Annotated in this window: 23 protein-coding genes; 8 read left to right on the forward strand and 15 right to left on the reverse strand. The window is 49.6% G+C overall.

From position 1 onward, the window contains the following. Window positions 1-2 precede the first annotated feature (2 nt). Window positions 3-281 carry a YxcD family protein gene (locus JNUCC32_RS13700; protein WP_009591356.1) on the forward strand — a complete coding sequence of 93 codons (279 nt, stop codon included), beginning with the start codon at window positions 3-5 and terminating at the stop codon, window positions 279-281. 390 nt (window positions 282-671) lie between these two features. On the opposite strand, the gene JNUCC32_RS13705 is transcribed toward JNUCC32_RS13700, so the two are convergent. Together JNUCC32_RS13705 and JNUCC32_RS13710 are read right to left on the reverse strand one after the other, a co-directional pair. Beyond that, window positions 672-1,133 (reverse strand): hypothetical protein, encoded by a 462-nt coding sequence (locus tag JNUCC32_RS13705; protein ID WP_192572418.1) that lies wholly within the window; start codon window positions 1,131-1,133, stop codon window positions 672-674. Between the two features lie 140 nt (window positions 1,134-1,273). Further along, window positions 1,274-1,873: a TetR/AcrR family transcriptional regulator gene (locus JNUCC32_RS13710; RefSeq protein WP_192572419.1), complete on the reverse strand. Its 600-nt coding sequence runs from the start codon at window positions 1,871-1,873 to the stop codon at window positions 1,274-1,276. 168 nt (window positions 1,874-2,041) lie between these two features. On the opposite strand from JNUCC32_RS13710, the gene JNUCC32_RS13715 reads away from it, so the two are divergent. From JNUCC32_RS13715 to JNUCC32_RS13730, 4 genes are all read left to right on the forward strand, one after another. Further along, a complete protein-coding gene (locus JNUCC32_RS13715) occupies window positions 2,042-2,599 on the forward strand; it encodes a hypothetical protein (RefSeq protein ID WP_192572674.1) in 558 nt (185 codons plus the stop codon). After that, window positions 2,596-3,141, forward strand: a complete 546-nt coding sequence (locus JNUCC32_RS13720) for a GNAT family N-acetyltransferase (protein WP_228468958.1) — start codon at window positions 2,596-2,598, stop codon at window positions 3,139-3,141. Before JNUCC32_RS13715 ends, JNUCC32_RS13720 begins: the two co-directional genes overlap by 4 nt. 202 nt (window positions 3,142-3,343) lie before the next feature. After that, window positions 3,344-5,182 carry a UbiD family decarboxylase gene (locus JNUCC32_RS13725; protein WP_192572420.1) on the forward strand — a complete coding sequence of 613 codons (1,839 nt, stop codon included), beginning with the start codon at window positions 3,344-3,346 and terminating at the stop codon, window positions 5,180-5,182. A gap of 212 nt (window positions 5,183-5,394) precedes the next feature. After that, window positions 5,395-5,922 (forward strand): GNAT family N-acetyltransferase, encoded by a 528-nt coding sequence (locus tag JNUCC32_RS13730; protein ID WP_096773351.1) that lies wholly within the window; start codon window positions 5,395-5,397, stop codon window positions 5,920-5,922. A 28-nt stretch (window positions 5,923-5,950) separates the two neighbouring features. Here the strand turns inward: JNUCC32_RS13730 and JNUCC32_RS13735 are convergent, their stop codons facing one another. Further along, a complete protein-coding gene (locus JNUCC32_RS13735; protein ID WP_090911724.1) occupies window positions 5,951-6,748 on the reverse strand; it encodes a formate/nitrite transporter family protein in 798 nt (265 codons plus the stop codon). Window positions 6,749-7,076: 328 nt separating this feature from the next. Between JNUCC32_RS13735 and JNUCC32_RS13740 the strand changes: the two genes are divergently transcribed. Continuing rightward, window positions 7,077-7,673, forward strand: a complete 597-nt coding sequence (locus tag JNUCC32_RS13740) for a YjgB family protein (protein ID WP_192572421.1) — start codon at window positions 7,077-7,079, stop codon at window positions 7,671-7,673. Between the two features lie 90 nt (window positions 7,674-7,763). Here JNUCC32_RS13740 and JNUCC32_RS13745 read toward each other — a convergent pair whose 3' ends face one another. The 3 genes from JNUCC32_RS13745 to JNUCC32_RS13755 form a co-directional block, all read right to left on the reverse strand. Beyond that, window positions 7,764-8,765, reverse strand: coding sequence for a phosphotransferase enzyme family protein (locus tag JNUCC32_RS13745; protein WP_192572422.1), 1,002 nt, complete (start codon window positions 8,763-8,765; stop codon window positions 7,764-7,766). A 130-nt stretch (window positions 8,766-8,895) separates the two neighbouring features. Continuing rightward, window positions 8,896-9,882 (reverse strand): formylglycine-generating enzyme family protein, encoded by a 987-nt coding sequence (locus tag JNUCC32_RS13750; protein WP_096773349.1) that lies wholly within the window; start codon window positions 9,880-9,882, stop codon window positions 8,896-8,898. Between the two features lie 83 nt (window positions 9,883-9,965). After that, a complete protein-coding gene (locus JNUCC32_RS13755) occupies window positions 9,966-11,426 on the reverse strand; it encodes a sulfatase family protein (protein WP_192572423.1) in 1,461 nt (486 codons plus the stop codon). A gap of 245 nt (window positions 11,427-11,671) precedes the next feature. Between JNUCC32_RS13755 and JNUCC32_RS13760 the strand changes: the two genes are divergently transcribed. Then, window positions 11,672-12,475 carry a helix-turn-helix transcriptional regulator gene (locus JNUCC32_RS13760; RefSeq protein ID WP_096773347.1) on the forward strand — a complete coding sequence of 268 codons (804 nt, stop codon included), beginning with the start codon at window positions 11,672-11,674 and terminating at the stop codon, window positions 12,473-12,475. Window positions 12,476-12,492: 17 nt separating this feature from the next. On the opposite strand, the gene JNUCC32_RS13765 is transcribed toward JNUCC32_RS13760, so the two are convergent. The 9 genes from JNUCC32_RS13765 to JNUCC32_RS13805 all read right to left on the reverse strand — a co-directional run bounded on the left by JNUCC32_RS13765 (window position 12,493) and on the right by JNUCC32_RS13805 (window position 18,019). Beyond that, window positions 12,493-13,098, reverse strand: coding sequence for a class I SAM-dependent methyltransferase (locus JNUCC32_RS13765; protein ID WP_096773516.1), 606 nt, complete (start codon window positions 13,096-13,098; stop codon window positions 12,493-12,495). 114 nt (window positions 13,099-13,212) lie between these two features. After that, window positions 13,213-13,995, reverse strand: coding sequence for a sulfite exporter TauE/SafE family protein (locus JNUCC32_RS13770; protein WP_096773346.1), 783 nt, complete (start codon window positions 13,993-13,995; stop codon window positions 13,213-13,215). 169 nt (window positions 13,996-14,164) lie between these two features. Beyond that, on the reverse strand, window positions 14,165-15,292 hold the full coding sequence (locus JNUCC32_RS13775; protein WP_192572424.1) for an MBL fold metallo-hydrolase: 1,128 nt from the start codon (window positions 15,290-15,292) through the stop codon (window positions 14,165-14,167). A gap of 109 nt (window positions 15,293-15,401) precedes the next feature. Further along, window positions 15,402-15,989: a sulfurtransferase TusA family protein gene (locus JNUCC32_RS13780; RefSeq protein ID WP_096773344.1), complete on the reverse strand. Its 588-nt coding sequence runs from the start codon at window positions 15,987-15,989 to the stop codon at window positions 15,402-15,404. A 101-nt stretch (window positions 15,990-16,090) separates the two neighbouring features. Beyond that, on the reverse strand, window positions 16,091-16,387 hold the full coding sequence (locus tag JNUCC32_RS13785; protein ID WP_192572425.1) for a rhodanese-like domain-containing protein: 297 nt from the start codon (window positions 16,385-16,387) through the stop codon (window positions 16,091-16,093). 30 nt (window positions 16,388-16,417) lie between these two features. Continuing rightward, entirely contained in the window at window positions 16,418-16,783 is a 366-nt protein-coding gene (locus JNUCC32_RS13790) for a rhodanese-like domain-containing protein (protein WP_192572426.1), read from the reverse strand. Between the two features lie 45 nt (window positions 16,784-16,828). After that, window positions 16,829-17,314 (reverse strand): DsrE/DsrF/DrsH-like family protein, encoded by a 486-nt coding sequence (locus tag JNUCC32_RS13795; RefSeq protein ID WP_015734628.1) that lies wholly within the window; start codon window positions 17,312-17,314, stop codon window positions 16,829-16,831. Window positions 17,315-17,403: 89 nt separating this feature from the next. After that, window positions 17,404-17,631 carry a sulfurtransferase TusA family protein gene (locus JNUCC32_RS13800; protein ID WP_096773341.1) on the reverse strand — a complete coding sequence of 76 codons (228 nt, stop codon included), beginning with the start codon at window positions 17,629-17,631 and terminating at the stop codon, window positions 17,404-17,406. A 127-nt stretch (window positions 17,632-17,758) separates the two neighbouring features. After that, complete coding sequence (locus tag JNUCC32_RS13805) at window positions 17,759-18,019, reverse strand: metal-sensitive transcriptional regulator (RefSeq protein WP_009591350.1); 261 nt, start codon at window positions 18,017-18,019, stop codon at window positions 17,759-17,761. A 250-nt stretch (window positions 18,020-18,269) separates the two neighbouring features. Here JNUCC32_RS13805 and JNUCC32_RS13810 point away from each other — a divergent pair, with 250 nt between their 5' ends. Continuing rightward, window positions 18,270-19,922, forward strand: coding sequence for a CoA-disulfide reductase (locus JNUCC32_RS13810; protein ID WP_192572427.1), 1,653 nt, complete (start codon window positions 18,270-18,272; stop codon window positions 19,920-19,922). The last annotated feature ends 113 nt before the right edge of the window (window positions 19,923-20,035 follow it).

Raw genomic sequence — 20,035 nt, forward strand, 5'->3', positions numbered from 1 at the left:
CCATGGTTCTAAGCATGGACGAAATCGTCAATGCGGTCTGCCTTCACCAAGCGGAACGCAGAGGCGTCAAACCAACGGACGTATCACTTGAGCTTAGCTGGGACGAAGATACGGGATATACGGCCGAAGTATGGGTCAACGGAAGAACTCAGTATTTGATTGAGGCCAACCTCATCGAGGCCATTCTCCGCTACCTTCACTCCGAGTACAATATCCGCGCATACAGCGAGCAGGTAAGACTTGAGCTGGAAGATGAAATTATTGCCATTGTTCAGCAATAAGGCTATGAATTATATAAAAGCAGCCCTTCGCCATTGTGCGAGGGGCTGCTTTTTGGATTACCAAAATGTAGATCCATTCGTACACCGAATGAAGTATCCGTCCAAGAAAAGCACTTCAACCATATCTGCGCCTTCTTCTATTAGTTATACGAGTTATACGAACGCCATAATGATTAGCTTCGCTTAGTCTTTACCTGCGTTTCTGCCCGGATTAGGCGAATCAAGCTCTTTCCGCTTACCCTCCTTATGCCATTCCTCATACTGTTCACCGATCTGAAGAAAGGAATTTATTGATCATATCCTTCATTTCTCTCATCCTAGGCATACTTCAAAAGGGTGGTTGCATTATCCACCTTGTATTTTTGCAGAAGCTTGAGATAACGAAGCAGTTTAGTCCCTATGTAAGATTCGTTCGTGCTCTCTTAAACTGTTTGGGATATGACCTGCAGCAAAAACGATACTGAACATAAACAACAGGATGGAATGCAAAACCACCGAACCAGCCAGAAAATAAAGGACCGGAGTTATCGCTAGTGGTACCGGAATCCCCATAACCGGCTTGAATAACAGCCCATAATCCCTGTCGTTCAAAAAGTATCGGCACCATCCTCCATAGTATAGCAATAGCGCTAGAATCATTACGATGAGCGAGATGATTTCGTACCCGTGCCGGAGCTGCACCGCAAAAAATAAAGGGACGATCATGGTCCCGATTCGCCCGATCCCTTCGGCAACCGAGAAGATCAAGCTGGGATTGGGCCGACCGGACATGTTATGCGGCGCGCGTCTAAAGAACAAGAAATTAGGAAGCAGAACCAGAAAAGGCATGAAGAGACTCGTTGGATGAAACAAAACCGTTCCCTCCTTTTCTAGTGAAGCTGTACTTCAGCTTATTCGTCTACTCCCCATTATACGATTCAATGAGAAACTTCGCGGGGCGTCTCTTACCGCATTTTTAAACAGGTCCCGATTGATCGTAAACCGTTTCATCGTTATTCTCCACCATGATGTTGTCCCGCCAACCCGTAAAAGAACAGCTCCATCAAGCTCTCCAAGCTGATGGCGAATTCGCGGTTAGCCGAATCCCAGCGCCGGCCGAGCTCATTCATGAACATCGTGAAGAACAGCATCGTCGCCTCTTCGGTTTGCTCCTTATCGATATAACCTTCTTGTTTCCCGAGTGCAACAAACTTCATGAAAAAGCCTTTAATCTTCTGCTCACTTTCCTGCCGAATCTTCAGATCGATGCTGTGATCTTCAAAGGCTTGAATTCGCCGAAACTCTTCCGACAAGAAGGTCAAATTATTAGCTTCCAGCAGCATGATTGCTTTGGTCTTCTCCGGGAATGGCAGGTCGGATTCCAGGATACGGTCATACTCCGCCAACTGCTTGTCCATCCAATTCATGATCATATCATGGTAAAGCTGATCTTTGGTTCCGAAATAGTTGTATATCGTCGCTGGAGACACTCCTGCCTGTTGGGCGATTTCGTTCACGCTGACCTTTTGGTAACCGTGCCTTGTAAAGAGCTGGAATGCGGCATCGAAGACCTGTTCGATTTTTAGCTGCTTTCTTCGTTCATACCCGTTCATATGTTCTTCACCTCAATTGAAGTATATATTAAGTTTTAGAGTAATTCAATTTATTCACTATAAAACAATTGACAATCACCTATTTGTAGTTATATTGTTTTTATAGTAAATCAATTCAATTACTACATAATTTAATTTAAATCACAAAAGAAATGAGTGTGTTACGTGATGAAAATCGTAAAGATTCCTTCGATTCTGCATGATGTTTTTGGTGAAAAGCAGTCCGTTGGCTCTATTCTGGTCATCCTGCTGTTCGGTGGACTTCTAACCATCGCGGTGAGCTTCATTTATCCTGAAATCACAAACTCTTTGCCTATATGGCGCAGTGTCCTTGCCTTATTGCTTATCTTCGATATATTCGCCGGCTGCATTGCCAATTTCACAATCTCAACCAGTAATTTCTACGCGTCCCGAAAAACGAATCGGACAGTGTTCCTTGCGATACATGTGCATATCATCATAATTGCGCTTCTATTGGATACCGATATCGGGTATGCCGTCGGTATATGGGCATATACCATCGCTGGAGCTGTGACCGTGAATGCGCTGATCGGGAAATCATCGCAGCGATTTATAGGAGGCTTGCTCCTTTCGATCGGCATAGGGGTTACGTTCTTGCTGTCCAGCATCCAGCCCTACATGTTATTGGCCGGCACCCTGTTTATGCTGAAAGTATTGTACAGCTTTGCTGTAGATCATTATGGCAAAGCAGTAGAGAAATCATGAACATTCCATGCAGAGTATCAAAGCTGACCCAAGCAGATAAAATCTTATTTTCATCCATTATGAACCGGGCATTTGCCCGCGATCCTTTGTTTCTGCATGCATTTGGCGATCCAGAGCTTGATCGTGAATCAAGCAGCAGAGCGGCTGCATTTGTCTCCTTCATGTTTGATAAAAGCTTTCTGCTGCATGAAGAAATATGGGGCTATTATGAAAACGAAATCTTGCTCGGTACCTTCATTGTAGAGAAACCCGGCATAAGCAAGCTTAAGCGTTTGAAGGGCGCTTTTTTGCTGATTGGAAGACTCTTGCCGTTGTTATTCCAACTCCCAGTCAAAACATTGAGATTCCTGAATGCCTATATGGGCATGACGAGATCGGCTGCTCCTTCTTCTCCGCACCATTATCTCATTATGATCGGAGTGAATCCGGAGGTCCAAGGCAGGGGAATTGGAACAGCAATGCTGCGGCACCTGCTTCAAGTGGTTAATTCGGATCACAATTCACATGGAATCGCGCTCGATACTGAAAATAAAGGGATGTAAATTTGTATCAAAGATGGGGATTTGTTTTGAGGCATGAAGAAAAAATCAACGCCCTGACCGTGTATTGCATGTTCTATCAGAAAGACGATTTTTAATGACGGAGCCGTTTGTCCATTCTATATCGGGCGTCATTGACCTTCGCCATGAGATTGTCGATAATAGTAGAATAAGTTCACTATCTACAAGGGATTGGAGCTATGTAATGAAATATCATAATCTGGAAGAATGCATCATTGATTTGGAGAAACATGGGCATTTGGTTCGTATACATGAAGAGGTCGATCCTCATTTGGAAATGGCGGCCATACATATGAAGGTTTATGAGGCAGGCGGCCCGGCACTCCTGTTTGAGAATGTAAAAGGTTCAAGGTTTCGTGCGGTATCCAACCTGTTCGGCACGATCGAGCGCAGCAAATTCATTTTTCGGGAAACCTTCGAATCAACGCAAGACGTTATCGCGCTGCGCAACGATCCGATGAAGGCGCTCAAAAATCCTTTTAAATATATCGGAACGGGACTGGCAGCTAAATCTGCACTGCCGATCAAAAAAACAGGTGCCCTGCCACCCGGATTTCAGGAAATCCAAATTTCCGATCTGCCGCTCATTAAGCACTGGAAGGACGACGGCGGCGCTTTCGTCACGCTGCCCCAAGTGTATTCCGAAGACCCGGAGAAGCCGGGCGTGATGAATTCCAATCTGGGCATGTACCGGGTTCAGCTCACAGGCAATGAATATAAAATGAACAAGGAAGTCGGCATCCATTACCAAATCCACCGGGGCATCGGCATCCATCAAGCGAAGGCGAATAAGCTGGGTCAGCCGCTGAAAGTGAGCTGTTTTATCGGGGGGCCCCCTGCCCATACGATTTCTGCGGTTATGCCCCTGCCGGAAGGCATGAGCGAGCTTACCTTTGCCGGACTGCTGTCGGGACGACATTTCCGGTACAGCTATGTGGATGGTTACTGCATCAGCCACGATGCGGATTTTGTTATTACGGGGGAGATCCATCCCGGCGAAACCAAGCCCGAGGGACCTTTTGGCGATCATCTGGGTTATTACAGCCTGGTCCATCCGTTTCCCGTCATGCGAGTGCATAAAGTCTATGCCAAGCAGCAGGCCATCTATCCGTTTACGGTCGTCGGGAGACCGCCGCAGGAAGATACGTCCTTCGGGGAGCTGATTCATGAGCTGACCGGCGGGGCGATCCGGCAAGAAATTCCGGGGGTCAAGGAAGTCCATGCGGTTGATGCTGCCGGGGTACACCCCCTGCTCTTTGCCATCGGCAGCGAACGGTATACCCCATATCAACAAGTAAAGCAGCCGGCTGAGCTTCTCACCATCTCCAACCGGATACTGGGCACGGGCCAATTAAGCTTGGCCAAGTATTTATTCATTGCAGCTGAAGAGAACCAGCCTTTAAGCACGCATCATATCGAGGACTTCTTGACCTATATATTGGAACGCATCGATCTGCAACGGGACATCCATTTTCAGACCAATACCACGATCGATACGCTCGATTATTCCGGAACCGGACTCAACACCGGCAGCAAGGTCGTATTTGCGGCGGTCGGGGATAAAAAAAGGGATTTGTGCCAAGCGGTGCCTGAGGCGTTAACGGATCTTCCCGGGTATGCGCCTGCAAAATGGATCATGCCCGGCATTGTCGCCATCCAGGGAGCCCCCTTTACGAGTTATTCCGAAGTGGCGCAGGAGATGTCGAGCCTTAGCGATGCCATCCGGGAACGAGGTTCGCTTCCTTCCTGCCCGATGATCATTCTGTGCGATGACAGTGAATTCATGAGCGCAACGCTCAACAATTTTCTTTGGGCAACCTTTACGCGCAGCAATCCTTCCCATGACATTCACGGCGTGAACAGCCGCTATGAGCACAAGCATTGGGGCTGCGACACGGTCATTATCGATGCCCGCACGAAACCGCACCAAGCCCCTCCGTTGATACCGGACGCAGAGGTTGAACGCAGCATCCAGCGTTTGTTTGCGAACGGCGGCAGCTTAAGCCGCATTTCGCTGCGTTAAAAGCTCAGAACCGCGGGTTAGCTGTAAAAGGAAGTGAAGGGATAAAATTGTAAAAAGGACTGGTCCAACGTCCATTTGACTTTGCGACCAGCCCTTTATTTTTTTATGGAAACAACGCGAATTCCGTGCAATCCACTTCTCTTTATCAATACATCTTATATAATGAAATCTAATCCATATTAGCCAATACGGTTTATCCAAGGAGGGAAATCATGTTTCCAGAACTAGAGACTCAACGATTAAGGTTGCGTGAAATCCGGCTTCAGGATGCCGAGGCGATCTACAGCTGCTTCTCGCATGAGCAGGTGACCCGCTATTACGGTCAAGACACGTTGACCAGCCCCGAGCAAGCTCGTCGATTCATTGAGCTGTTCGCTAACAACTACGCAGAGCAGCGCGGGATTCGATGGGGCATCGAAAGGAAAGATAGGCAAGGCCTGATCGGGACGATCGGATATAACGCATGGTCCCCACGGCATAGAAGAGCAGAAATCGGATATGAGCTCCATCCCGACTTCTGGAGGCAAGGATATGCCAGCGAAGCGGCCTCCGCCATCCTGGCATATGGATTTCAGGAGCTTGGCCTAACCCGCATCGGTGCCGTCGTTTTTATGGAGAACCAGGCTTCCCATGCACTGCTGGCCAAGCTCGGATTCGAAGCGGAAGGAACCCTGCGCCAGTATATCTATCAGAACGGCACGGCACACGATACGCGGGTGTATTCATTGTTACAAGGCTAGCGGAGCTAAGCTTGCGCGCTTCCAAACCTTATTCACCAGAGGATTCCTTCGCATCCAGAAAAGGCTTGTTCACAAAATAATACATAAAGCCCATTAATAGAACGCCGCCGATCAAATTGCCGAACGTTACCGGAATCAGATTATGCAATACGCCATCAAACGAAATCGTGCCCGGATGATTCAGCACGAGCGCAATGGCAAAGGTGCACATGTTCGCAACGCTGTGCTCGTATCCGGAGATGAAAAAGCAGAAAACAAACAGCATCATGGCAAACATTTTGGCTCCGTCGCCCTTCAGGGACATGGGGATGAAAAAGGCAAGGCATACGAGCCAGTTGCACAGAATCGCTCTAAAAAACAGCTGCATCGTCGGGGTGGTCATTTTGTGTTCCACCACATTGAGCAGAAATCCGTTCACGGAGGAATCGGTGAATAATCCCGTTAAGAAAATCAACAGCGCAAACGTGCAGGCCCCCAGGATGTTTCCTGCATAACTGAAGATCCACAGCTTGACTACTTCCAGCCACTTTAATTTCTTGCGGAGAGCGGCATACGTGTAATAAAACGTGTTCCCTGTAAACAAATCCCCTCCCCCGTACGCGATCAGGATAATCGCCGCGCCAAACGTAAGGGCAGCCATCGGATAAGTCAGCGGGGAATGCTCCAGATAAAAAAAGTTGCCCGTCTTAAAAGCGACGATGACGCCAAAGCCGATAAACATGCTGGCGAGCATGGAGCGGGCGATGTAGCGCAGCTGGCTTTGTTTAAAAATTTTGTGTTTTTTGAGAGCAAGCTGCTCCACCTTGAGTAAGGATTCGGTTTCCATAATTCCTCCTGAAAAAGTCGGTTCTATATAGATTACACGATTTTTCCAAAAATTCATATCACCTCTGTACTATTACCCCATTTTCCGATAACGCTCAGGTCATGGACGGATTCATCAATGTTCGGCCGATTGGCGTACCCGATTCATCGTTCAAACCATTAGGATCGAGCAAGGCTTCTTATTCCAGGTATCAAATCTGCAATGTCATCTTCATAGAATCGTAACCCATTGCCCTTAAGCATCAACTATCATGGGAAGATAAGTCAGGATCACTTGTTTGATACGCAGCGCATGTGGTAAGTAGTTGTTACAAAGGAGAGGATGCAACATGAACTTGAAGCAACCAGCTAAAAAAGCAATCGTCACTTTGACTATGGCGGGCGTCGTCGGCCTTAGTGCATTCGGAGCAAATCATGCTGTTTTGCCACTGCAGCAGGCTGAAGCCGCCACGGCGGCAAGCGCCGAGGATTATGCTGCCGAGCACGCGCTCAAGACGCTCAACAGCTTTTATAAACCTGCATTGAAGGGACAATTCCCCGGTGCGGTCAGCGGATTAACGATCGGTAAAAGCACGAAGCAGGACGTGTACAAGGCCATTGGCGAGCCTCCCGTGCCAGGCAAGGATGCCGATGCCTTCGACGTATACGGGGCCAACATGGGGAATCCGGGCTACGCCTTCTCCTACAAGCTGAATAAGATTCGCGAAATGCGTTATTTTGGCACCAATGTGGAACGACAGACGAACATCGGCGGCATCACCATGAAAATGCTGAAGAAGAATTGGTTTGCTCCGGATGCCACCACCACATTCAAGAACGGAAAAACGAAGCAAACCAAGCTGACTTACCATCGTGGTGAATATAAGCTGGAGTTTATCTTCAACAGCAGCACGGAACTGGATCATATTAATCTGCTGAAAAAGTAACGGTTGAATCAATTCATTTTAATTTTCTTGAATAACGGTTCGCCACATTAAGAAAAACCCCGGTCTCTTGAAGAGATCGGGGTTTTTGGTTTACATCAAATACTGTGTCAACACGTCTTCCATCCATGCCTGACTTTGCTCCAGCCGCTTCAATCCGGCTGCCAGCATACCGATCTGCTCCTGCAGCACATGGGAATCATCGGTCCCTTCACGATAGCGGCTCAAAAAATGCAAGAAAACGTCAACCAAACGCAAGCGCAGCAGTACCGGTATGGCAGCAATCTCCTCTTCGGTCAGCCGTACGCGGCTGGCAAAGCCTTCGCAGAACTGCCGGATAGCGACCTTCTCCTCCGCCATTCCCAAGAATCCCGAAATAACGACCGCAGGTTCCATCGCCCTGACATCCTTTGTGCAAAACTCGAAGTCGAGCAACGCGATGACCTTGCCCGATTGTTCCGAATCTACGAGCAGGTTTGAAAAGTTCAGGTCCCCGTGGACCAGCTGCTGCGGCAGATTTTTCAGGGATTCCAGCCTGCCGGATATCTCGGTGTACGCTCCTTGAAGGATTTGCAGCGCGTTTCCTTGTTCCTGGAACTCGACGGGCGGTCGCTTGCAGAAATCCTGAATGAATGTCCTGCTGCACGAAGGATACGATTGAAGCAGCTCGTAATAGGGCGGATACACCGGCTCCATTCCAATCGAACAAGCCGCAAGTGCACTTACCAGTTCTCCCGTTTTTTCCCCGAAGGAATAAGTCGCTTGAATGCTCTCTTCATCCGGTCGCGCTCCTTCAATGTATTCGAATAGGCAAGCGTATCGATCACTTCCGTCCTGAACCCGAACCATCTTATCGCCAGACGTTGATGGAACAGGCGTTGGGACCTTAAAGCTAAGGGGTGCCCGCTGGAGCGAGTCCAAAACCGCAAACTCGAATTCGATCCTTGCCTTGTCACGATGCGTATTGTAAATGCGCATGACCGAACGCCGATGCGGGTTATGAATAAAAAGGGTCGTATTGTTCCAGCCCGTTGGGCCGTTCACCGTATCTCCGTACCACTCGGGCCAATACGATTGCAGAAGCTGCTGAATCATGATCCATCCTCTCTTACTTTTATAAATCCTATCGTAATCCGAAAATATCATCATTTTTCGCGAAATTTCTTTGGTTTTCGCAATTATAACCTTTACGCCAAGCTGCATTGTCTATTAACAACGATAAGCTCTATAACACCGCATCCCTCACCACCCGGAAACCGCAGTTGCCCGTCGAGCTGTCGGGTGTATTCCCGCTCCGCGCCGCGACTCGGTAACGGTTGCAGTAGGATCTGTGGCACAGGTACGAACCCCCGCGCATCGACCTTCTGCCGGTAGGCTCCCCATAGAACGGATTGTTCGCCGAGGTCTGTTGATGATACGACGGGCTGAACCAATCGCCGCACCATTCCCATACGTTGCCGGACATGTTGTACAGTCCGTAACCGTTCGGTTTGTAGGCATCCACCGGCGCGGTTCCGATGTACCCGTCGCTGGCGTTATTTTTGACCGGAAATTTGCCCTGCCATATGTTGCATTGATGCTCTCCGTCCTGTTTCAGCAGATCTCCCCACGGATAGGTCCTGCCCTCCAAACCGCCGCGAGCCGCATATTCCCATTCCGCTTCCGTCGGAAGCCGCACGCTTGCCCACTGACAGTAAGCCGCGGCATCGTTCCAGGATATATGTACGACCGGATGGTCCATTCGGTCTTCGATGCTGGAATCCGCCCCCTCGGGTGCTGCCCAGTATGCCCCTTCGACCACCAGCCACCAAGGCACCTCTTGCGGCACCTGGGCTACTGCTGCCTTCGTTTCCTCCGAAGCCAGCAGTTCAAATACAAACGACCAGCCGAACCGTTCCGCTTCCGTCACATAACCGGTGGCTTCCACAAACCGTTGAAATTCCCCATTCGTTACGGCATGGGACGAGATCTCGAATCCGGAGACGGTTACGCTGCGAGCCGGCCCTTCCCCGTCACGAGGGAAACCTTCATTCGAATTCGTGCCCATCGTAAACGTCCCTCCAGGCAGCATGATCATATCGGTATGAAAATCAGGATGAGACTGTTCATCATACTTTTCGTCTCTCATAGTGCCAATAAGAGCCTTCTGGCCGGATCCCGTCGACTGCACGTGCGCTCTGGATCCTGCGCAGCAGGAATGTGGTTCTCCCATGTTATTTGTTCCTCCTATCCTTGATACGGAGAACAGGACAACCGCTGTCAGAGCGGTTATCCTGCTTCACCTTGCTATTGCGATTACACGAACTCCCGAGGATGACGGCGCATCAGCTCCGGCACCGCTTCTCCCCGGCCCGTGTTCTTCAAACGCTCGATATACCGGGGCAAATGACCTTTGGCGTGGTAAGGTCCCCCCTCTTTCATGACCGTCCACAATGGATCCACGTCAAACGGCATTGTCGACATCATATGATCATGCCACTCATTCAGCAGATAGACGGCCTCCCGGCAAAGATCCGGTCTTTGAGACGCCTGGTTGTGCTGCTCATACACATCCTCGGTGATATGGAACAGCATTTCTTTGTCGAACAGATGAAAGCCGTCATGATAGGTACGAATGTACAGCCAATCTCCAAACCGCACGCTTCGCTGGCAGACGTGTGCACATTGGGATACCACCAGATACTCCCTGCCGCTCTCGCGTCCGCTTCGCAGGGTCTCGGCATAACTGACTCCATCCCAGCTTCTTGCCGGTGCTACGTTCATATATTCCGCCATCGTAGGCAGTAGATCCAGATGATAGTGCAGATTGCGATCCGATATCCCTTGCATGATGCCTGGCCCTCGGATAATCATCGGAATGCGGCAGGTTCCCTGATCCGCTGTGCCATGTTCTCCATAAATCCCAAGCTCCCCCATGTTCTCGCCATGATCCGCCGTTATGATTACGATCAAGTCATCCATAACGCCCTTGGATTCCAGCAGCTCGAAGATGGCCCCGATATGCTCGTCCATATGCCGAATGCCGCAATCATAGCCGTCCACCATCGTCCGCAAATCCTCCATCGTCCGAATCTCTCCGGGATGACGCGGGTAATCGGGGGATACATCACTATTATACATGTTAATTTCGTTTACACCATGCGGGCCGACCTTCTTCTGATGCTCCTGAAGCACGTCTTCGGATAACCACTCCGGAAGAGGATCATGCTCGAACGGATTGCCCAGCGACTGAGGTGCACGATACGGCGTATGCGGATCCCAGAAGTTCACATAGAGCATCCAGTTATCTTCATCGGCGTTGCGATCCAGCCAGTCCAGCACGACCGGAGACACTTCCTCAGCCGACTCCAAGCCGCCTTTGCCTGTATTATACATTTCATTGAAGCCCGCATAGAAGGTCCAGGCGGAATGGCGCTCTCCAAACGGACTGATCAACACTGTTTTCATGCCGGCCCGGCGAAAAATGGCGGGAAAACTCTCCGAAGCCAGCTTATCGCGGAAATCCCGCGTAATGCCTTCATGCCGGACGTCCGCTGCCGAGCCTCCATGACCCACGACGCCGTTATGAATGCCGAACTTGCCGGTCATCAGCGCGGTTCTTGATGGAAAACATGGAGCGTCGGAGGTATAGTAATTGTCGAAGCGTACGCCTTCCGCCGCTATCCGGTCAATGTTGGGCGACGTATTCCGATGGTATCCGTAACACCCTAAATGATCCGGTCTGGTCGAGTCCAAATCCAACAATAATACTCTCATACACGTATCGCTTCCTTCCTCATCTCTTTTCTCTTATCCTTACATGTCAGCGTTTACAAAATGACTGCTATTGACAGAAATTATAGGCCAATGCTTCCTGTTGAGTCGATGTACATTTCGTTAATTTATTGTACGATTCTACTTCAATTTAGGTTAGCTGACCTGTAAATACCAACAAACACCTACTCATTGGAAGCATAGATATGCTAGGCTATAGGTATAAAATCACTGCGAGGTGCTTGTCTGTGATCCAGTTAATGAGCGTGAATTTTGATGATCATATCCCGAACTGGCGGACTCAGCTAGAGACGATCCGTTACAACGTGCTCGTTGTGGTAAGAGAAGGCAAAGTGAGGTATGAAATCAACGGGGAGGAGATCATTGCGGAAGAAGAAGACGTGCTCTTCATCCCGCAATCGACCAAACGGAGCGGCGGCAACTGGAATGGCATCCCTCATCGGAAATACACCATTCTCTTTACGATGGATCCTCAGGTAACCACAGGCATTCCGTTTCTGGATGGAGGGCAATTCCTCAAATTCAACCTTGCGCATATTCAGTATGCCTACCGCCGCTGCGAGCGATTATTCGAGGAAATGCGCGGCGGCAAAAGCTACCGCTCCATGATCTGTCAGGGCATCATGCAGGAGCTGCTCGGCATGTTGGCCCGGGAACTAGAGAAGACCGAGCTGCCGCCAAGCAAAAGAAATTATGCGGACACCATCAAATCGTATCTGTTGGACCATTACCGCGAACCGATTGAAATCGATAAACTCGCGAAGTTAATCCATCGTTCCCCCAATTATGCCACCGCCCTCTTCAAGGAGGTGTACGGTCATTCCCCGATTCGGTACATGCACCAGCTGCGCGTGCTGGAAGCGTGCGGCCTGCTGCTTCATTCCGACATGACAATCGCTCATATCGCCCATTATCTGGGTTATTATGATACGTCCTATTTTTATCGCATGTTTAAAAAATACACCGGTCTGTCACCCTCCGACTATGTGCAACAGGGCGATCGGTCCGACGTATCCAAGCTGTTCACCTAATGATTACTCGCAAATATTCATTTGATGGACGGCTTTTGCCCCGCAAACTGAATGACATGGGACAAGCCCTGATGCCCCTGTCCTTCCTGCCGAACGACCTCACCCATGAAAAAATGGACAATTCGCCAATCCGCAAAAGCTTCGAGGAAATCCCCTGGCGCGTATAAAAACTGAGGATCTTGCGGTCCCCCGCTTCGATAAGGAATCTGGTACGGGGAATACACTTCGGTGAGAAAATATCCTCCCGGCTTCACCGCGGTTTTCACGCCTTCCAGCGTCCTTGTTCTCAATTCTTTGGGAAAATGTCCGAACACGCAAATGATCTCATCCCATTGCTCCTTCGTCCACTGCGCTTCCCCAAGATCCACAAGCTCGGTGCGAATCTCAACGCCGCTGGCTTCGGCCAGCTTATTGGCTTTGTTCAGGCCGGACTCCGCATAATCCCACACGGTAACGTTCATGCCTTCGCGTGCCAGAAACACCGCATTTCGTCCTTCGCCCTCCGCGATCGCAAGCGCATTACCCGTTAATGCCAACCTCTTATGCATGTCGGCTATAAATACATTGGGCTCGGTTCCGAAGACATAGTCTTCGCCCTGAAACCGTTCATTCCATGGATTCATCATTGGATCCCCCCTATTGATCATCAATTACTTGAATAACATTGGGCATATCACCATATTACCATGCCTGTTTCATCCTCTGCAGCATATCCTCTTACTTAAACGATAGAACCATCATAGAATGTCCAGCCAAATTTTGATGGCCGTTGCCAGGATCAAAACGGCCAAAATGATCTGCAGTATCTTTGTGTTCATCTTCTTGCCTGCGGCCGCACCGAGTGGAGAAGCGATCAAGCTGGCAACAACCATAATAAGGGCGGGGATATAATCCACTTGCCCCGTCGTCAGTTTGCCAACCGTCGAGCCTATGGATGAGATGAAGGTGATCGCAAGCGATGTTGCAATGGTCATCCGCGTCGGTATTTTCAATACAACCAGCATGATCGGAACGAGCAGGAACGCGCCGGCCGCCCCGACGATACCGGCTCCGATTCCGACCACAAGAGCAAGCACAGCGGCCAGCCATTTATTGAACTTGACCTGATCCAGGGGAATATCGTCCACCCCTTTGTTCGGGATGAACATCATCACGGCCGCAACCAGCGCCAATATGCCGTAGATGAGATTGATGCCGCCTTCGCTCATCATCTTGGAGCCGAAACCGCCGATGAAGCTGCCCAGCAATATGGCCGAACCCATATAGATAATGAGCGTTTTGTTCAGATATCCGCCTTTGCGGTATGCCCACACGCCCCCGATCGTGGCAAAGAATACCTGTACGGCGCTGATGCCCGATACTTCATGCGCGGTGAAAGCCGCAAGGCCGAATAACGGCGGGATATACAGCAGCATCGGGTATTTGATAATCGATCCGCCGATGCCAACCATCCCTGATATATAAGAGCCAATGAATCCGATTAAAAATATCGTTATGATGAAGGAGATACTTAGTTCCATCGTGCTGCCCCCTTATTTCTCTTTAGAAAAGGGAACCTTCTGGTTCCCTCGGATCTCTTTACATCTTGTTTCATACGTTTATATCCATGGCCGATCTTGTTATCGCCCCTCGCTATGACTCCTAATTATGAATAATCCTGCCTCTTAACATCAGACGTCCTTGTCAAAATTAACGTACGGCACAGCGGTTCGGCCCAATCTCCATCTCACGCTGCCGCTCGGTGTCAGGGTTCATTTTCCCCATGTTGGTTTGACGGATTTCCTGATAGCTGTTAGGCTGCGGCGGCAGATTCTGCGTTACCAATGTTCGGAATTCCGTCTCGTCGGCGATGTTGAGGCCATGGTTTTCCCGGTACAGCTCTCCCAATTTCTTCGCGACCGTCCCGTCCTCGTTCAATTCGTCCATGATCATGAAATGCGCCGGCAGCACGGTCAGATCATCCGATAGATGGGGGAAGCGGGCATAGAGCGTCTCCCGCAAATCGCCGACCCAATCGTCTGCCAGTCCCGCCAGATCCGGACGGCCGATGGAATCGATAAACAGAATATCGCCTGTCAGCAGGTAGCGGTCATCTATGACAAACGAAGTGGATCCGATGGTATGGCCTGGAGAATGGAGCGCATCGATGCGGATGGTGCTCCCGCCAATCACCACTTGATCGCCGTTCTTCAACGGCTCGTATTTAAACACGACCTCGCTGGCATCCTCTGGCGGAAGCCAGTATACGGCTCCTGTCTGCTCAGCAATCATTCGACCGCCGGAAATATGGTCTGCATGGAGATGGGTATCGAACACATGCTTGATTTGGGCATCCACGCTTTCGGCAAATTCAAGATATACCTCCGTCATGCGGGTAGCGTCAAACAAAGCCGCTTCGCCGTTCGATACCGCCATATAAGACAAACAACCTTTGCCGATACGAACAAACTGATATAGCGTGCCGCCATCCGCCAAGCTGCCGATTTTCAGCGGGACAAGATGTTCGCTCCAGGCTTTCATCCCCCCTTTTAAGTACGCGACATTCCGTCCGTGCTCGGCCAGCATCTCGGCCACCATCACCGACGATCCTTCCTTGGCGCATACAACCAGCACTTCTTGATCCATCGGGATTTGATCCAATATTTCTTCCACGCCGTCAATCAAATCAAAATAAGGGATATTCAAATGCCGAACTCCTTCGCCCTCAATCTTCCAATCTTCAAAATCCGAAGGGTTCCGCACGTCCAATAGAAACAGGCTCTCTTTGCGAATCACCTTCATGGCCACTTCTTGCGCTTTCATTTCTCTCATTGTCATGGTGCTCTTCCTCCTCTTAAATTCAGTCATTGGATCTGATAAATTGCACATTCCTTCCGGCTGCCCATTGTAAATACGAAGTGCTAAGCATGCTTATTGGACAGCCATCTTAAGCATCTGCGCCATCATCCAAGCCCAATGTTTCACCTCTCCAGCCGCTCATGCCCGGCACCACGTTTATAATGCTTGCATAGCCTTTAGCTGAGAGCTTTTGCGCAGCGAGGTCGCTCCTTGTCCCGGTACGGCAGATGACATAGATTTCATCCTCTTTGTTCAGCTCGACCATGCGTTCATCCAGTTCGCCAAGCGGAATCGATACGGCATTGCGAATATGCCTGAAAGCAAACTCCGCCGCTTCCCTCACATCCAGGACGATGATTGGCGCTCCGGACGCAAGTTTCTCCTCCAGCTGATCATTAGACGCTACATGTGGATAGCTTCGTTCTGCCGTTTCTTCCCCTGACGATTTGCGAAGATAGTGCTTCAGCACATCCCCCTCTTCAATCGTACCGAGATATTGATGGCCCGTGCTTTCCGCCCATGCCTGCATGTCGGCCTTGGAACCTTTGTCGGTTGCCTCTACCTCCAGCACATAACCGGCTTCAAGATCCTTCATCGCTTTTTTCGTGCGGACGATGGGCATCGGGCATGCCAGCCCCTTAGCGTCCAGCTTCATATTCGATTCAATTGCTGTCATATCACATACAACCTCCATTGTTTAATTTATACCCGTAGGGGTATATTTCATTTCAAAAAAAGGGGGTGACTAACACACCCATTCTTTTCAAACGGACACGATTATTCTGTTTTGCCCTCCCATGCGAGCATGCCGCCCGTCATATTGACGACGTGATAGCCTTGGCCTTCCAAATATTCAGCTGCACGGCCGCTGCGGCCGCCGGAACGGCATACCATGATATATTCTTTCGACCGATCAAGATCCTGCTTGCGGAATTCAATCAGACCGAGGGGAATGTTGACGGCGCCCGGAATTTTCCCTTCCGCGACTTCTTCCGCTTCTCGCACATCAATGATATTCACGGCTGTCCCGTCACTCAACATCCGCTCTAGATCTTTTGGAGAAATTTCTCTCATAATTGATCAGCACTCCTTTTACTTTTAAGTTTACGACCAGGCATTCATGCCGCCTTTCACATTCGTTACCTTCTCAAAGCCTGATTTCTTTAATGTTTTGCTGGCTTTGTTGCTTCGCATACCGCTTTGGCAGATCAATACCACTTCCCTTTCTTTGGAGAGCGACTCGCTGCTCAACAAGAGCTGATCCAGCGGAATATTGCGGAAACCCTGAATGTGATTTCCCTTGAATTCTCCCGGCGTCCGGACATCGATGAACTGCTTGTTCGCATTGGCATCCTTCAGCTCATGGTTTAGCTGAGCCGCGGTAATTTGCCTGACTCCTTTGGCCGGGAGAATTCTCCAAACGACAAACAGAATGATAAGTGCTATGAACAATACATTGAGAATATCCATTATTATTCCCTCTCTTTATAACAGCAACCTTCGCCGCTGTTTTCCTTAAATGAACAAGTTAACGTTGCCATCCTGAGCGTCGCCCAAATACGCCGCAACGCCCGCATACTCAATACCGTCAAGCAGTTCTTCTTGCTGCAGCCCAAGCAGATCCATCGTCATCGTGCATGCAACCAGCTTCACGTCCTGCTCCTGCGCCATCTCGATCAATTGCGGAAGCGGAACGGCATTGTGTTTCTTGATTACGTCCTTGATCATTTTGGGACCCATCCCGGCAAAATTCATTTTTGAAAGTCCCATGTGGTTGGATCCGCGCGGCATCATTTTTCCGAACATCTTCTCTATGAAGCTTTTTTTCTTGGGCAGCAGGACATCCTCATCCTTCCGCAATGCGTTCAGCCCCCAGAAGGTGTGGAAAATCGTCACCTCATGGTCGTATGCGGCCGCACCGTTGGCGATAATATAGGCAGCCATTGCTTTGTCATAATCGCCGCTGAATAATACGATCGTTGTCTTTTTTGTTTCTGTCACGTCATGATCTCCCCCTGTAATGCGTTTATTAATAGATCCAATAGCAAAGTCTTTTATACCCCTACGGGTATTAAAACACTCATAAAAAATTATCCCTTCTTAATCCAAAACTTCAGCACGCCGCCATCCTCTTGATGTTCCAGCATCTCGTTGCCCGTCGATTTGGCCCAAGCCGTCAAATCGCTCTTCGCGCCTTGATCCGTTGCATGAATCTCAAGCACTTGACCTTGTTCCATTTCTTTCATCTGTTTCTTCGTTTTCACGATCGGCATGGGACAGGCCAAGCCTTTAACGTCCAATAGTTTATCCGCGTTCATCATGATTCCTCCTTAAAATGGATGAGTATAAGATCTATATATACCCATGGGGGTATATTAAACGATATCGAAGGTCCTGTCAATCTTATTCGTGGATCCTGATATTAAAATGAGGGACACTTCCCCATTATCTGCTCTTAACTAGCAGATTTACCGCTTCAACCACAAGCTTCTCCGTATCCTGCCCGGTCTCTGCGGCCTGCTGTACGCATTCCACAAGATTTGAGCTGACGACAACGCCGATCGTCCGATCGATCGCCGTCCGCGTCGCAGACAGCTGGGTGATCACTTCCTTGCAATCCTGGTTCTCCTCCATCATTTTCAGAATGCCGCGCAGCTGCCCTTCAATGCGTTTCACCCGATTCTTCATCTGATCATTGTAATCCATCTGGATCCCCCTCCTGTCCGTGTACTATTATTAGGATGCATGATTTAAAGCATATAGGTTGCATGTCCTTAATATATACCCCCATGGGTATGTTGTCAAGTTTCGGCTGCCGCAGCTTCATTGAGATGAGTTCTAACTTGCCGATTAACAGACATGTCTGATATTTGTCACACCTTTTTATGCTGCCCTATGCTATGATACCCCATGGGGTACCATTCATAATTCACACCAATTCAGGGAGGAATATTCGATGGGCAAAAAAATCGTCATTGTCGGCGGCGTAGCAGGTGGTGCCTCGGCAGCTGCCAGGCTGCGGAGATTGGATGAGAGCTCTGCCATTGTTTTAGTGGAACGCGGGGAATATATTTCGTTTGCCAACTGCGGTCTGCCCTACTATATAGGAGAAACTATAACCGACCGCAATAAGCTTATGGTGCAGACCGTACCCGGCCTTAGCCGCCGCTACGAGCTGGATATTCGCAATCTCAGCGAAGTTACGTCCATTCTGCGTGATAAAAAAATGGTTACGATTAAAAACCTTGCTACCGGCGAAACCTACACCGAGAGCTATGATTATCTAATCCTGTCGCCCGGCGCGAAGCCCGTGGTGCCGGATATTCCCGGCTTGTCCGAAGCTCGTAACGTATTCACGTTACGGAATATCCCGGACACCGACCGAATCAAGCGGTACGTGGATGAAGTCCAGCCGAAGGAAGCCGTTATTGTCGGGGGCGGGTTTATCGGGCTGGAAATGGCCGAGAATCTGGCGGATCGCGGCGTCCAGGTTACAGTCGTCGAAATGGCCAACCAGGTGATGGCTCCGCTGGATTACGAAATGGCGGCGATCGTTCAGTCGCACCTTAAAGAAAAAAAAGTTCGTCTGATTCTTGAGGATGGCGTAGAAGCATTTCATGACGGCGGCCAACAAATCGAGCTTTCCAGCGGCAAACGAATATCAACCGAGATGACGTTGCTTTCGATAGGCGTTCGGCCAGAGAGCATGCTGGCGTCGGCTGCCGGACTTCCCGTCAATGATCGCGGCGGAATTCAAGTTAACGAATATATGCAGACCGCCGACCCGAGCATTTATGCCATCGGCGATGCGATTGAGGTAAAGGATTATGTCCTTCAGACCCAGGCCTTTATCCCGCTCGCCGGTCCTGCCAATCGGCAGGGACGCTTGGTTGCGGATCATATCTATGGTAAAAACAATCGTTACAAAGGCACGCTCGGTTCGTCGATTGCCAAGGTATTTGATCTAACGGTTGCTGCGACAGGTGTTAACGAAAAGCGCCTAAAGCAGATGAACCTACCTTATCACGCCATCCATATTCACCCTTCGTCGCATGCCGGGTATTACCCCGGGGCGTATCCCATCTCCTTGAAGCTGTTATTCCATTCGGAAACAGGTCAAATCTATGGGGCGCAAGCGATTGGAGCAGATGGCGTGGACAAGCGAATCGATGTCATTGCTACAGCAATCAAGGGAAATCTCAATGTATGGGACTTGACGGAGCTGGAGCTTTCCTACGCGCCCCCTTATTCCTCCGCCAAAGACCCGGTTAACTATGCCGGATATGTTGCCGCCAACATCTTGGATGGCTTGGTTGAAACGGTCCAATGGCATGAAATCGACGAACTGGTTGAAAACGGTGCAACCTTAATCGACGTTCGCGAACCTAAGGAAAGGGAAGCCGGTTATATCGCAGGTTCCATTAACATACCCCTTAACGATCTGCGCAGCCGACTGAAGGAACTACCGGAGAGCGAAACGCTGTATGTGACTTGCCAGGTTGGGCTGCGCGGATATTTAGCGGCACGTATTTTGAACGAGCACGGCTTTCGGGTTAAGAATCTCGACGGCGGCTGGAAAACATACTCGTCCGTGTATAAGCCGTCCTAATCGATCCAACTTAAACTGCCTTGAATCGATGGACAACCGGATTGCTATTCAAAACAACACAAAAAAAGCCCCGCCGATGCGGGGCTTTTTTTCTTTATTTGAAATAGATAATG

The organism is Paenibacillus sp. JNUCC32 (assembly GCF_014863545.1).
Classification (GTDB): domain Bacteria; phylum Bacillota; class Bacilli; order Paenibacillales; family Paenibacillaceae; genus Paenibacillus_AQ; species Paenibacillus_AQ lautus_A.

Coding starts and splice junctions, on each gene's coding strand:
- JNUCC32_RS13700 (WP_009591356.1), top strand. CDS start 3: ATGGTTCTAAGCATGGACGAAATCGTCAATGCGGTCTGCCTTCACCAA.
- JNUCC32_RS13725 (WP_192572420.1), top strand. CDS start 3,344: ATGAAATATCATAATCTGGAAGAATGCATCATTGATTTGGAGAAACAT.
- JNUCC32_RS13800 (WP_096773341.1), bottom strand. CDS start 17,631: ATGAACGCGGATAAACTATTGGACGTTAAAGGCTTGGCCTGTCCCATG.
- JNUCC32_RS13755 (WP_192572423.1), bottom strand. CDS start 11,426: ATGAGAGTATTATTGTTGGATTTGGACTCGACCAGACCGGATCATTTA.
- JNUCC32_RS13750 (WP_096773349.1), bottom strand. CDS start 9,882: ATGGGAGAACCACATTCCTGCTGCGCAGGATCCAGAGCGCACGTGCAG.
- JNUCC32_RS13770 (WP_096773346.1), bottom strand. CDS start 13,995: ATGGAACTAAGTATCTCCTTCATCATAACGATATTTTTAATCGGATTC.
- JNUCC32_RS13745 (WP_192572422.1), bottom strand. CDS start 8,765: ATGATTCAGCAGCTTCTGCAATCGTATTGGCCCGAGTGGTACGGAGAT.
- JNUCC32_RS13790 (WP_192572426.1), bottom strand. CDS start 16,783: ATGGATATTCTCAATGTATTGTTCATAGCACTTATCATTCTGTTTGTC.
- JNUCC32_RS13740 (WP_192572421.1), top strand. CDS start 7,077: ATGAACTTGAAGCAACCAGCTAAAAAAGCAATCGTCACTTTGACTATG.
- JNUCC32_RS13715 (WP_192572674.1), top strand. CDS start 2,042: ATGAAAATCGTAAAGATTCCTTCGATTCTGCATGATGTTTTTGGTGAA.
- JNUCC32_RS13810 (WP_192572427.1), top strand. CDS start 18,270: ATGGGCAAAAAAATCGTCATTGTCGGCGGCGTAGCAGGTGGTGCCTCG.
- JNUCC32_RS13720 (WP_228468958.1), top strand. CDS start 2,596: ATGAACATTCCATGCAGAGTATCAAAGCTGACCCAAGCAGATAAAATC.
- JNUCC32_RS13730 (WP_096773351.1), top strand. CDS start 5,395: ATGTTTCCAGAACTAGAGACTCAACGATTAAGGTTGCGTGAAATCCGG.
- JNUCC32_RS13710 (WP_192572419.1), bottom strand. CDS start 1,873: ATGAACGGGTATGAACGAAGAAAGCAGCTAAAAATCGAACAGGTCTTC.
- JNUCC32_RS13780 (WP_096773344.1), bottom strand. CDS start 15,989: ATGACAGCAATTGAATCGAATATGAAGCTGGACGCTAAGGGGCTGGCA.
- JNUCC32_RS13765 (WP_096773516.1), bottom strand. CDS start 13,098: ATGAATCCATGGAATGAACGGTTTCAGGGCGAAGACTATGTCTTCGGA.
- JNUCC32_RS13735 (WP_090911724.1), bottom strand. CDS start 6,748: ATGGAAACCGAATCCTTACTCAAGGTGGAGCAGCTTGCTCTCAAAAAA.
- JNUCC32_RS13805 (WP_009591350.1), bottom strand. CDS start 18,019: ATGGATTACAATGATCAGATGAAGAATCGGGTGAAACGCATTGAAGGG.
- JNUCC32_RS13775 (WP_192572424.1), bottom strand. CDS start 15,292: ATGACAATGAGAGAAATGAAAGCGCAAGAAGTGGCCATGAAGGTGATT.
- JNUCC32_RS13785 (WP_192572425.1), bottom strand. CDS start 16,387: ATGAGAGAAATTTCTCCAAAAGATCTAGAGCGGATGTTGAGTGACGGG.